Here is a 12,333-nt window from a genome sequence, read left to right as displayed (position 1 = left end):
TGTACACTTATATATTACATCTACTTATCATTTAAGTCAATTCCCTTATTCATGGCTACCTATTTGCCTTGAAAAATATGTATCAAGTTTCTTATAATAGAGTCAAGGATATCTCCTCTAAGAGAACCAATGAGCGATTCAATGCGCTCAACATCTACAGCACGTATTTGGTCTAATAATGCAATTGAATCTTTTGGCAATCCACCATTTCCTGCCGGTATCCTATAGTACAAATTAAGATTTTGATTTGCCCATTCTCCATCTCGTGTCGTTAATGGAACTACTATTATAAGCGGATACCTCATAGGTCCTTTTGGTACTGCTACTACAACAACCGGCCTTTTGCCTTCCTGTTCATGCCCTTTTGGAATATGAGTAGGAAAAGAAAGAAGGAGGACGTCTCCCGGTTTTATATCATTTTTCATCATCAGGTCTTCCTCCTTCAATAATTAGCCCTACTCCTTCTATATATTTGACGGGACGACCCTGTGGTGGACCTTCAGTTCCCCAGTCATACTCCGGAAGTTCTGTTAATTCCGCATTTAACCATTCTTTGTCTTCTTTTTCCATTTCTTTTTTGTTTTTTTCATTTAAATATTCTATAAAATCAATAATTTCCTTTACTTTGTCTTCTGGTAATCTATCTATATATTCTTTTGCTTTCTTCCTCACTGCATTATCCATAACTCCACCACCAATTTTTATCGATAATCTTATATTTTATTATAACCCTCACATAGAAAAAACTCAATAAAAATTAGTTTTCTGGTTTTGGTCCATAATACTGATAATAGTAAGCTTTTAACATGCCATTGTAAAGCTTTCTTTTTTTAGAAGCCTCTCTTCCAAAGAGTTTCTCAAATCTTTCATGGGAAGTCAGTATATAAAAAGACCACGTATCAAGTTTTTTGAAAACTTTTCCCATTTCTTTATAAAGTTTTTCTACTTCCTTTAATTCCCCCATCCTTTCACCATAAGGAGGTCAAAACAGTTGGAATTAGTAGTAAAAAATGATATAATTTTAATTGGGTGATGATGAATGTTATTAACTATAAAAAAGGTTAAATAGCTATATGATATAAGCAGAATTACATTAATAAACTGGGAAAAGGAAGGATTAATAACCCCAGTTGGAACACCAAAAGGAAGAAGAAGGTACAAAAAAGAAGATATAGAGAAGTTATTAGGCATGCTGGAAGAAAAACCGAAACCTAAAGTAATTTTGTATGCAAGAGTGTCCACAAAGAAACAAGAAGAATATCTTAAGAATCAAATTAGAAGGCTTGAAGAATACGCTAATTCCCAAGGATGGCAGTATGAAGTCATACATGAGATAGCAAGTGGGGTAAATGAAAACAGGAGAGGTTTATTAAAGCTTTTGAACAAGATAAAAAGAGGAGAAGTTGAAAAAGTTGTAATAGAATATCCTGATAGACTTGCGAGGTTTGGTTTTGAATATCTCAAATTTTTCATGGAAAGCTTTGGAGTGGAGCTTATAGTTTTAAATGGGAAAGAAAACGAAGAAGATGCAAATAAAGAACTAGCAGAAGACTTAATAGCAATAGTAACATCTTTCGCAGCAAGAATTTACGGACAACGGGGTGGCAAAAAGCATGATAGTAATACAGGCTAAACTCATTTTTCTAAATCAAGAAGACAAACAAATAGTATTAGACTTAATGAGAAGATGGTCTTCTTGTATGAGATTTGCATATAAGAGACTCTTAGAAGGCTATGATAGAAACACATTAAAAAGAGACCTTCAGGGAACATTTAACTTAAACTCAAGATATGCAGATGATGCAATAATGAAAGCAAGAAGCACATTAGAATCCTCTAAAGAATTAGGGAGTAATCCGAAGAAAGTAATCTTTGGAGGAAGAAAATTATTTAAAAAACTACAAAAACGCCATATAAACGGGAAAGCATATAAAAAATTAAAAATTAGGTGGCATGAGAAAAGAAAAGGGAATCTCTATTCAAGAGGGGATAAAAGCAAAAAAGGAAATCTCAACACAAGAATAGAAGTAAGAAAAAATGGCACTTTTTTAAGGATAAATGTAGGGGAAAGAAAGTACGTATATGCGAAGATACAGGTGGGATGGAAGAAGAATAAAAACAGAGAAGAGATACTTCAGGAAATTGCCAAATCAAACATGCCATACTCTGTAGAATTAAAACTTAAAAATGGCAATATATACGCTTATTTTGCTATTGAAGAAGAATATCCAGAAATAAAAATAACAAAAGAAAAAGGAGCAATAGGGATAGATATAAATGCATATCCAGACAACATATCATGGGCAGAGACAAATGAAAAAGGGAATCTAATAAGCTATGGGAATATGTCAATGCCAGAGCTTGCAAGTGGAAATAAAGACAAAAGAGAATATTTCAGATGGCAGTATGCTCATGAAATAGTAAAAATAGCAAAAGAGAAAGGAAAAGCAATTGTAATTGAAGAATTAGAAATAAAAGACAAAGGCAAAAGAGGGGACTTTTCAGGGAGAAAATCAAGAAGGATAAGACATAATTTTAGCTATAAATCACTTCTTTCAAAAATAAAAACATTAGCAAGAAGAGAAAGGATAGAAGTAATAGAAGTCAATCCTTCTTACACCTCAATAATAGGGATGTTAAAATATGCACCGCAATACATGATAACGAAAGATATAGCAGCAGCCTATGTAATAGCAAGAAGAGGGTTGGGACTGCAAGAAAAGATACCAGATAATTATATAAAGTTTCTCAACGCATTGACTGTAGATGAATTAGAAGAATTAAAAGAACATGTAAAGAAAACAGTTAGAAATAAGCATTTAAAGAAAAAACATTTAAGAGAAATAAACAAAGCAATAGAATTTTTACAAAGCCTTGAGAGTAAGCCAGGAAGGGTGCTAGAACCTCTGGATGGAACAAGTTTTAGTACCTATGATTTCTGGCGAGTTCTCAAGGTAGCGGTGGTAACGCCACTCTCCCCTGAGAGGGTATTAAGAGATGTCTCTGCCCTGAAGGGTGTATTACATTCGGGGCAAGTGGGGAGACCCGTAAGGACGTGAGTTCCTGCTTCTTGGGGCAGGGGCTATGGCTTTCCCAAATACCGCCTGCTGGGGCTGGGAAAGCCTGAAAGGCGGACTATAAATACCCCAGCTATCTAAACTGTACACTTTTGTACAGTTTGGGTAACCAGGGTATTTTATGCCATTGCCCGAAAAAAATAAAAAATATACTTATGCCGACTATTTAACCTGGTCTGAAGAAGAAAGATGGGAAATTATTAATGGTGTTCCCTATCTACAAGCAGCTCCAACATGGCAACATCAAGCAGTATTGTTAGAACTAGCAAGGCAATTTGCAAACTATCTGCAGGATAAATCTTGCAGAGTATTTACTGCTCCTTTCGATTTGCGAATACCAGAAGCAAATGAAAAAGATGAAGAAACTACCAATGTAGTACAGCCTGATATAATCATTATATGTGATAATTCAAGACTTAAAAAGACAGGTTATTATGGAGTTCCAGAATTGATTATAGAAGTAGTTTCTCCTTCAACTGGTCAAAAAGATAAAATAGAAAAGTTTAATTTATACGAAAAAGCAGGGGTAAAAGAATATTGGATTGTAGAACCCGATGAAAAGGTGGTTATGGTATTCACACTTGAAGAAGGACGTTATGGAAGGCCTCAAATGTATTCTGAAGAGGATAAAGTAAAAGTTAGTATATTTGATAACCTTGTAATTGAGTTAAAACCTGTATTTGAGAGAATTTAAAAAACAAACTGAGGGTGTTTCTAAAGTTCCCTCAGTTTGATAAAAACTAAGATATCTAGTTTAGCGGCTAGCTCCTCCGCCTCCGGCAGAACCTCCGCCGAAGCCTCCCCCGCCACCAAAACCTCCACCGCCGAAGCCACCACCTCTAAAGCCTCCAAATCCTCCTGAGCCAAAGCTTCCTGGACCCCACCAGTCCCTTCTTATATTTCTTCCTCCTCTTCCAAAGATAATAAATATTAAAATAAGTATAATCACTACAGCAATATCTTCCCATGATATACCACTATCATTGCTACTTGTATTGACACTGTATTTGGAAGCATCCAATCCCTGAAGGTCTATATTGTACTCTTTTGCAACCCTTGAGACTATAGCCATATAACCGGCGTATATGCCTTTAGAGTACTCGCCTTTTGCCCAAGAAGTTAAAACAAAATCGTCTAAAATCCTTCCTGCAACAGAATCCGGTATTGCCCCTTCCAAGCCATAACCTACATCAATTCTCACTTTTCCAGCCTGACCTTTTAAAAGTCTGTCTTTTACCACTAAAAGGAGAACACCGTTGTTTTTCTCCTTGTCTCCTATTCCCCATTTTCTAAAAAGGCTAAGAGAATATTCCTCAATTGGGTAATCTCCAATGCTGTCAACTGTAACAACTATTATTTGTGCCTTTGTGGCATCATCTAAAGCTTTCCCTACTTTTTCGATCTCTTCTATATCATTTTGAGACATAAGCCCCGCATAATCATATACATATTTAAACTGAATAGGTTTAGATGGAACATCAGGTGCAGAAAAAGCTATGGAATTAAATAATAATAAAAAGGCAATTGCAATTAAAAAAATTCCCTTTTTCATTTTGCCTCTCCCTATCTTAATATTTTGTAATTAACTTAATGCTTTAAAAATATCATTCTTTCGCTAAATTTAAACTATTTTAATGTATTACTGTTCATGTCTAGTATATTAGCATAGATAATAATAAGTATCAACACAAATTTTTAAAATATGCTGGCTTTTTAAAAAAAGTTATACTATTATCCTGAGAATCGTTAGACTTCAAATAGGAAGAGGCATATTTTAAAAATATTCGCATTCATGTCAAAAGAACATTATCAAACTTTTATCTCTTTTTTACAAAATTTCCTGAAGCGTTTTCCACGCAAGTAAAGCACATTTTACGCGGGCAGGAAAGTCAGATACTCCCTGCAGTACTTGAGCATCACCTAATTCATCAAGATTTACATCTTTTTTGTGCATCATGTCTATAAATTGTTGCACAAGCCTTAAAGCTTCTTTTTTGTCTTTCCCTTTTATAAGGTCTATCATCATAGAGGTTGAGGCTTGGCTTATGGCACACCCATGGCCCGTGAAAGAAGCATCTTCTATAATGTCACCATTCATTTTTAAATAAAGAGTAATATTGTCGCCGCAAAGAGGATTGTAACCTCTTTCTTTGTGGGTAGCATCTTTAAGTTCTTTTTCATGGGGAGAGTTTTCGTAATGTTCCATTATAACCTCAGAATAAAGCTGATTCAAATCGCTCATTTAAACCACTTCCTAACTTTTTTAAGTCCTTCAACAAGTGCGTCAATATCGTCAAAGTCGTTGTAGAGGTAAAAGCTTGCTCTTACAGTGGCAGGAACACCTAAGTACCTCATTAAAGGCAGACAACAGTGGTGCCCACTTCTTACAGCAATTCCTTCTTCGTCTAGTATTGTAGCAACGTCGTGAGGATGGACACCTTCTACATTGAAGGAAATTAAGCCTCCCCTTTCCTTCGCATCGTTGGGGCCATACAATTTTACAAAGTCTAATTCTTTCATTTTCTGAAGGCCATACTCCAAAAGCTCGCCTTCGTGATTATGAATATTGGAAAGCCCAATTTTTTCTATATAATCTATTGCAGAAACAAGCACACAAGCCCCTTTTACGTTGGGAGTACCTGCTTCAAATTTAAGAGGTGGGGGAGGAAAAGTTGCACGGTCTTCAAAGACTTCGTCTATCATCTCTCCACCTCTTAAAAAAGGAGGCACATCAGAAAGCAAGTCCTCTTTTATATAAAGTACACCGATTCCCATAGGTCCGAGCATCTTGTGACCAGAAAAAGCAAAAAAGTCACAGCCTATTCTTTGTACATCAATCGGCATATGAGGTACACTTTGTGCTCCATCTATTAACACTTTTGCGCCGTATTTGTGGGCAATATGTGTAATCTCCTCCACAGGATTTATTATGCCCAAAACATTTGACATATGCTGCACAGCAACTAATTTTACTTTGTCAGACATTTTTTCTTTAAAGTCTTTCATAGAAAGCCTAAAATTCTCATCAAGGTGGACATATTTGAGTCTCGCCTTTTTAGCTTCCGCTACCATTTGCCATGGAAGCATATTGCTGTGGTGCTCGGCTATTGTCAGTATTATTTCGTCCCCTTCGTTTATATATTTCATTCCCCACGTATATGCTATAAAGTTTATTGATTCTGTAGTATTTCTCGTAAATATTATGGATTCTTCTCTTTTTGCGTTAATAAATTTTTTTACTCTTTCTCTTGCCTCTTCATAAGCCTGTGTGGAAAGAGCGCTTAAATAGTGTGGGCTTCTGTATACATTGGCGTTTAATTCTTCATAATATTTATCCATAGCTTTTATGACTTCAATTGGCTTTTGAGTTGTGGCAGCATTGTCAAGGTAAATAAGCTTTTTACCATGAGGTTTAACATTCAATATAGGAAAGTCTTTTTTAATCTTTTCTACATCAACATATTTCACTTTAAAATCCTCCTCCATATATGACCCTTTTAGGTTAATTTATTGTGAAACAAATTATTTTTAGAGCCTTTTGAGGTTTCACAATAACATAGAGAAATTTTATCATATTGTGCATTTTAGTCCACTTCGCTTGAGGGCCAACAAGCTTTAACAAACACAAATAAGTCATTTTATCTGTTAGGGTATTCGATGTCAAAATTAATATCAATTTCCTTCCTCGCCTGTCTTAGAAAAAGTTCCCCTTCCCTAGTGAGCTCATAATATGTGTGATTGCGATGCTTAACACTTTTTCGTCGTCGATGGTAATATTTAACTATTCTTCTTTCCACTCGCTTGATTAGTCCTCTCTCCTCCAAACTTTGAAGTCGCTTTCTGCTTTCTTCTAATGATAAACCTAGGCGCCTCGCCAAAAGTTTCGCATATTCCGGCCCAAGCTTTTTGAGGTAGGTGAGGATTGTTAAATCAAGAAATTCATCTTGGTCATTGTTGAGTGGCATACTCTTCTCTCCTTTATTATGGATTTACCACTAAGTAGGTTGGTTTTTAAATACTATGACTTAGCAATAAATCATATTACTGAACAGTTTAAATACCAAAAACTTCTTCAGCATTGTATCTCGCAATTCGAGCAATGACTTCAGGAGAAGCTCCGTTCAATTCTAAGTACCACACGGTCTTGGGTACGCTCAGCAGATCATTGGGTTTTAGATTGCTGTAATCGCTATTTAGTACACCTCGCTGAAAGCGTTCCAGATTATTCAGCAATAGTTGAGAAGTGAGCCCCTCCTGGCGAATAGTAAGACCGGGAACAGCCCCAAAGTCTTCGATTAAGTCAATAATATCTAAATTAGCATGGTCTATAATCATTTTTCCTGGTTCCATCCCCACAGTAGCAGCAATTTCAATTATTTTTTCGGTAATTTCCACTCTATTCTGTGGCGGAGTATGAATAATTACTGGAACCCTGTATTCCTTGGCAATCTTCAATTGCTCACGGAAAACCTCCTCTTCCCGCTTGTTTCCCTCATGTAGGCCGATCTCACCAAGCCCAATGACACCACTCATTTTAAGGTAGGATGGAAGAGCGTCGATCACTCTGGGCCAGTCATCCGGTATTCCCATAGGGTGAATGCCAATGGTTACATAAAGTTTAATATCTTTTTTAACAGCATTGCTTACAGAAAGAGTTAACATCTGATGGAAATGATCAAAGAGTGTTTCTGCATGTTTTGCCCCAAAAAATAGGGAGCAGCCAATAATTTTCTTTACTCCGGCTAGTGCCATGCTCTCCCATCCTTCGAAGGGAAGTAATGAAACATGTACATGAGAATCTACAATTTCTTTCATCAATCTTATTCACCTGCCTTTATATTTCCTTGTAAATTGCCTAAGGATACTATATGCTTGGCTGCTCGGCCATAACATGGACATCACCAACACCATTTTTGCAATAACGTGCACCTATACACGTCTTGATTCCTTCACTATTCCATGCCAATTTAACGTTAGGTTACAGGTTTTACATTAAAATTAGACCTGTATTCGGTTTCTGTCCATAATACCCTTTCAGCCACCATAGCTTCTGGGTTAAGTTTGACATCTTTTAATATCATTTCTTTAAATTTGTTATATCCCACTCTGTCAATAAGGTGTCCACCATGAATGTATTCAGGTTTGTTATTCATAACATAAGCAGAAAATGTCTCCCAGTTTTTAAGTACACCTAAAACCACATCTTCTGTAACCCAGTTTAAAAAGATTTTTCCCATACGAGGTGTTTGTTTTCCTGTTCTGCCGCCGATCAATACTCTGTAGAATTTTTTAGGGTTCCTGGTCCAAGCACCAGTTGGACACACTAGGACGCATTCGCCACAGCCGACGCAGCAGCAGGTATCTTTCACGATTTTTCCTTTTTCTACAGATAAAACACGCGTTGCATGATGAGCACACGCTTCTACACACTTTTTACACCCTATACAGCGCTCATAATCGTATTCCGGCTTTGTAATACCAATTATACCGATATCACTAACGTGAGCTTTAGCACAGTCGTTAGGACATCCTGATATATTTAATTTTATATGATAATCGCTGGGGAATATAATCTTTTCTATTTTTCTGGCCAGGTCGGTTGTATCAATGTTAGCATATATGCAATGACGATTACCTATGCAAGCCATTATATTACGAGCTCCTATGGTCGGATACCCGTTGTCATCAACTGCCATATCAACGCCGCATAAATTTACTTCAATTTCTTCGATATATGGTCTTATATATTTGTTAACCTCATCTATATATTCATATTTGATCCCTGGTATTGAAATTGTCTGTCTGACTCCCAGGTGAAATTCTCCGTTTCCCCAAGTTTCCGCAATATGCTGAAAAAATGACAGATATTTGGCATCTATAACACCGCCGGGAACGCGTATCTGGAGCATGAACTCCCCCCGCACTTTTGACTGACGATAACAATTTCTTCGAACCTTTTTTACATCTATATCGTAACTCATATAATTATCCCTCCGATTAATCCAACAGATTTTTTGCTTTAGTATAATTAAAGACAGGCCCTTCCAGACAAACATATGTCTCATTTATCTTGCAATGGCCACACTTGCCGACGCCACAAGACATTTTCCTTTCAAAAGATAACCAAATTTTATCTTCGGCTACACCGTTCTTTAAACATTCTAAAGCGGCAAAGTGCATCATAACAGGAGGACCTACAATTACTACATTGTAATTTTCAAAGCTGTCAAATGGTATTTTCTTAATGTGTTCTGTAACAAGGCCGACCTCAAAGCCTTCTATCTTATCTTTATCAAGAGTATAAATTGTGTTAAACCTGCTTCTAAAATTATTTAAATCCTCTTTGAACAGTATACTCTTTTCGTCCTTAAATCCCGCAATGAAATACAGAGAGTGTATTTCATCTGGATGTTCATAAAAATACTTTAAAAGGCTTCTAACAGGAGAAACCCCAGTTCCACCGGCGATGACAACTAGATCCTTACCCTTAAAATCATCTACAGGGAATGAATTACCATAAGGGCCTCGCATAAATATCTTATCACCGGGTTTTAAATTAAATATTTCATTGGTAAGTTTTCCTACCTTCCGTATGGTGAGTTCTACCCAATTATCTCCCATCGAACTTACCGATATAGGGCCTTCTCCGATTTTAGGTAAAGACACCTGAAAGAATTGTCCATGTTTTACCTTTGCATTGGTTTCTATTCTGAAAGTATATTCATTTTCTGTTTCGTGTATAATATCGATTATTTTATGGGGAACTGGAAGCATTATATTTTCACTCATTTACTTTACCTCCTCAATTGATGCTGTTTACCTTATATCTTTATTTGTTGTCTCCGCTTTTTTGAGTTTTTCCACTTCATCATACAGGCGATTAATGGTAGCCGGAAAAGATATTAGTTCAGGACATCTTTCATCACATCGCCCGCATCCTACACACATGTGCTCGTCTTTGAAACGAAGTTTATAGTCATAAATTTTATGCAGAGTTCTGAACCTCATCCGCTCTCCCGCGGTTTTCCTGAAACTCAGTCCACCTGCCATTGTCGTGAAATCTTCGTGCATAAGCTAGCCTGAACCCTTCTCCTCTCACCAACTTTTCCGTTTTCTGTGTATATTACGTCTAATGTGTTAAAACAGCTGCAGGTTATGCACACAGCGGTACAGGCTCCACAGCTTATACATCTTGAATTATAACTTTTCCACATATCGAGATCGTAAATTTTTTCTAATAATTCATGGCTATCAATTTCAGGGATGTTAACTTTTGTCGGGTTAGAGGTAACGAATTCAGGGGTAAATTCTACTTCTCTTTCATCGGCAAATAAATTGGTAAATTCATCGTCTTTTATTTCTACCAATATCTTATCATCGCCAAATCTAACTGCTAAACTGTAGTCGTCGGTTTTATTGGAGCCCATTGAGACGCAGAAACAACTATCCCAACCTCCTTCTTTGCATTCCATTAAAATAAACTTTACTTTTTCCCGTAAACGCTTGTAGTAAATATCTTCTGTTCCTCCGTTTTTGAGAAAGATAGTATCAAGTCGTCTAAAGCCATTTATATCACAGGGGCGTGCAAATATCAGAATCTTTTTGTCATCTACCTTGCTTTCCATATATTCATATTCGGTAAAGTAGAATAGCGCCTGGGTAATCGGATAAATCACTTCTTTTGGTGAAAAATCTGATTTCTCATCGTAGACTACATCCTCAATTGAGTTAATTTCTGCATATCGAATCAAATCAGTGTCTGAATAACGACCACGCTTTTCAAAGCGCACAGGAGCATATACCTTATACTCTTTTTGCAATTCTTTTAAGATTTCATTCATCCTTTTAATGTTTACACAATAACTCATCTTCTTCCTCCTCAATATACATCATTTGATATTCTTTATAATCCAGATACAAAAAGATTGACAAAAACCATCAATCTTAGAACTCGACAAATAAAAAAGGCAGATTGAATAACTGGAACAGTACCTCAAGTCCAAACAGAATGTTCAGAATTTTCTTTTTAAATTTTTATGTTAAATAATTAACGTTAAATAATTAACTTTGATATAAGTATAACACCCATAAAAATTTTAGTCTAATAATAAATAGTTATATCAATGATAATAATAATTTATACAAGGCCAACAACACACAAGACTTGAGAAAGTTTAAGAATGCCGAGTTTTTTATCTTTTCATTAGTAAAGTATTATGATATTATGAAAATGATAATTTTATGGTTATATGAGGTGATCGTTGTGACCCTCAGGGATATAGAGATTTTCGTAACCGTTTGCGAGTTAAAGAGCATGTCTGCTGCCGCAAAAAAACTTTATATGTCCCAACCTGCTATCAGCCAGGCCATATCGCAGATGGAGGGAGAACTCCAAGTTAGACTCTTTGACAGGATAGGTAGGAATCTCAGTCTCACGTATGCTGGAGAAATCCTGTATAGTTACGGAAAGCGGATACTCAATCTTGTCAAGGAAGCAGAGAGTACTCTTGATGATGTGAAGAACATGAGGATGGGAAGGCTGAGAGTGGGAACCAGTACAACGGTGGGAATTTACCTGCTACCGGAGATAATCGGCGAGTTCAGGAAAAAGTTCAGTATCGACGTCTACTTTACGATTGGCAACACGGCAGAGATAGAAAAGCTGATATTTAACAATTCTATAGACCTTGGCATTGTCGAAGGTCCGGTCCATTCAAGGGACATTGTTGTAACACCCTATATAGATGATGAGTTATATCTTGTATGCTCAAAAAGCCACAGGTGGGCAGAGAAAAAAAGCATCAGCCCCGCAGAGATTGAAAATGAGGATATAATCATGCGAGAAAAGGGAAGTGGGACGAGGGAGATCTTTGAGGAGACCATGGCGAGAAATAACGTGAGGTACAGAATAAAATACGTTCTTAACAATACGGAGGCCATAAAAAAGGCCGTCGAAGCTAATATAGGTGTTTCGGTCATATCCAGGCTGGCAGTGAAAAAGGAGATAAGAGGCGGTAGGCTCGTAAAAGTTGACATTGAAAATATAAGGTTTGAAAGGAAGTTTAGCATTATTTATCATAAAGATAAGTTCAAGTCGAATCTGTTCGAAGAGTTTATAAGACACCTTTATAATTACAGCATAAGGTAGCGCCGCGAAGCACAGCCTGCAGCCACACCGATTAAAATGCACCCATCAGCTTCAACATTTTGACAAAGTAAAATATTAACCATTTTTGCAAAGGCTATTTTAATTTAT

The 12,333-nt window shown here is 36.5% G+C and carries 12 protein-coding genes and 3 pseudogenes; 4 read left to right on the top strand and 11 right to left on the bottom strand.

The features are described 5' to 3' along the window. Positions 1-59: 59 nt before the first annotated feature. The 3 genes and pseudogenes from EB239_RS04235 to EB239_RS04225 all read right to left on the bottom strand — a co-directional run. On the bottom strand, positions 60-428 hold the full coding sequence (locus EB239_RS04235) for a type II toxin-antitoxin system PemK/MazF family toxin (RefSeq protein WP_003871620.1): 369 nt from the start codon (positions 426-428) through the stop codon (positions 60-62). After that, a complete protein-coding gene (locus EB239_RS04230) occupies positions 415-684 on the bottom strand; it encodes a DUF2281 domain-containing protein (protein WP_003871621.1) in 270 nt (89 codons plus the stop codon). Before EB239_RS04230 ends, EB239_RS04235 begins: the two co-directional genes overlap by 14 nt. Positions 685-757: 73 nt before the next feature. Further along, positions 758-982: pseudogene (locus EB239_RS04225) on the bottom strand (class I SAM-dependent RNA methyltransferase); the annotation flags it as partial. A 96-nt stretch (positions 983-1,078) separates the two neighbouring features. Here EB239_RS04225 and EB239_RS04220 point away from each other — a divergent pair. The 3 genes and pseudogenes from EB239_RS04220 to EB239_RS04205 all read left to right on the top strand — a co-directional run bounded on the left by EB239_RS04220 (position 1,079) and on the right by EB239_RS04205 (position 3,771). After that, positions 1,079-1,633 (top strand): IS607 family transposase, encoded by a 555-nt coding sequence (locus tag EB239_RS04220; RefSeq protein WP_318261457.1) that lies wholly within the window; start codon positions 1,079-1,081, stop codon positions 1,631-1,633. Next, a pseudogene (locus tag EB239_RS04210) lies at positions 1,614-3,051 on the top strand (IS200/IS605 family accessory protein TnpB-related protein). Before EB239_RS04220 ends, EB239_RS04210 begins: the two are co-directional and overlap by 20 nt. 147 nt (positions 3,052-3,198) lie before the next feature. Next, complete coding sequence (locus tag EB239_RS04205; protein ID WP_003869852.1) at positions 3,199-3,771, top strand: Uma2 family endonuclease; 573 nt, start codon at positions 3,199-3,201, stop codon at positions 3,769-3,771. A gap of 60 nt (positions 3,772-3,831) precedes the next feature. Here EB239_RS04205 and EB239_RS04200 read toward each other — a convergent pair whose 3' ends face one another. The 8 genes and pseudogenes from EB239_RS04200 to asrA form a co-directional block, all read right to left on the bottom strand. Then, positions 3,832-4,629, bottom strand: a complete 798-nt coding sequence (locus EB239_RS04200) for a TPM domain-containing protein (RefSeq protein ID WP_003869853.1) — start codon at positions 4,627-4,629, stop codon at positions 3,832-3,834. A 276-nt stretch (positions 4,630-4,905) separates the two neighbouring features. Then, complete coding sequence (sufU, locus tag EB239_RS04195; RefSeq protein WP_003869854.1) at positions 4,906-5,319, bottom strand: Fe-S cluster assembly sulfur transfer protein SufU; 414 nt, start codon at positions 5,317-5,319, stop codon at positions 4,906-4,908. Further along, complete coding sequence (locus EB239_RS04190; RefSeq protein WP_003869855.1) at positions 5,316-6,545, bottom strand: cysteine desulfurase; 1,230 nt, start codon at positions 6,543-6,545, stop codon at positions 5,316-5,318. The genes sufU and EB239_RS04190 overlap by 4 nt, the downstream gene beginning before the upstream one ends. A 170-nt stretch (positions 6,546-6,715) precedes the next feature. Continuing rightward, positions 6,716-7,042, bottom strand: a complete 327-nt coding sequence (locus EB239_RS04185; protein ID WP_003867166.1) for a DUF2250 domain-containing protein — start codon at positions 7,040-7,042, stop codon at positions 6,716-6,718. An 88-nt stretch (positions 7,043-7,130) separates the two neighbouring features. Continuing rightward, on the bottom strand, positions 7,131-7,892 hold the full coding sequence (locus tag EB239_RS04180) for a TatD family hydrolase (RefSeq protein WP_003869856.1): 762 nt from the start codon (positions 7,890-7,892) through the stop codon (positions 7,131-7,133). A 158-nt stretch (positions 7,893-8,050) separates the two neighbouring features. Then, positions 8,051-9,058 (bottom strand): sulfite reductase subunit C, encoded by a 1,008-nt coding sequence (gene asrC / locus EB239_RS04170; RefSeq protein ID WP_003869857.1) that lies wholly within the window; start codon positions 9,056-9,058, stop codon positions 8,051-8,053. A 16-nt stretch (positions 9,059-9,074) separates the two neighbouring features. Next, the gene (gene asrB / locus EB239_RS04165) at positions 9,075-9,866 is read right to left on the bottom strand and encodes an anaerobic sulfite reductase subunit AsrB (RefSeq protein WP_003869858.1); all 792 of its coding nucleotides are present in this window, start codon (positions 9,864-9,866) and stop codon (positions 9,075-9,077) included. 27 nt (positions 9,867-9,893) lie between these two features. Then, positions 9,894-10,945, bottom strand: a pseudogene (gene asrA, locus EB239_RS04160) (anaerobic sulfite reductase subunit AsrA). A gap of 395 nt (positions 10,946-11,340) precedes the next feature. On the opposite strand from asrA, the gene EB239_RS04155 reads away from it, so the two are divergent. After that, positions 11,341-12,225 (top strand): selenium metabolism-associated LysR family transcriptional regulator, encoded by an 885-nt coding sequence (locus tag EB239_RS04155; RefSeq protein ID WP_003869861.1) that lies wholly within the window; start codon positions 11,341-11,343, stop codon positions 12,223-12,225. The last annotated feature ends 108 nt before the right edge of the window (positions 12,226-12,333 follow it).

The sequence above is a fragment of the Thermoanaerobacter ethanolicus JW 200 genome, from assembly GCF_003722315.1.
GTDB classification, from domain to species: Bacteria; Bacillota; Thermoanaerobacteria; order Thermoanaerobacterales; family Thermoanaerobacteraceae; genus Thermoanaerobacter; species Thermoanaerobacter ethanolicus.
Note: the sequence above shows the minus strand (reverse complement) of the source record. Positions and strands in the feature narration are given on the sequence as shown.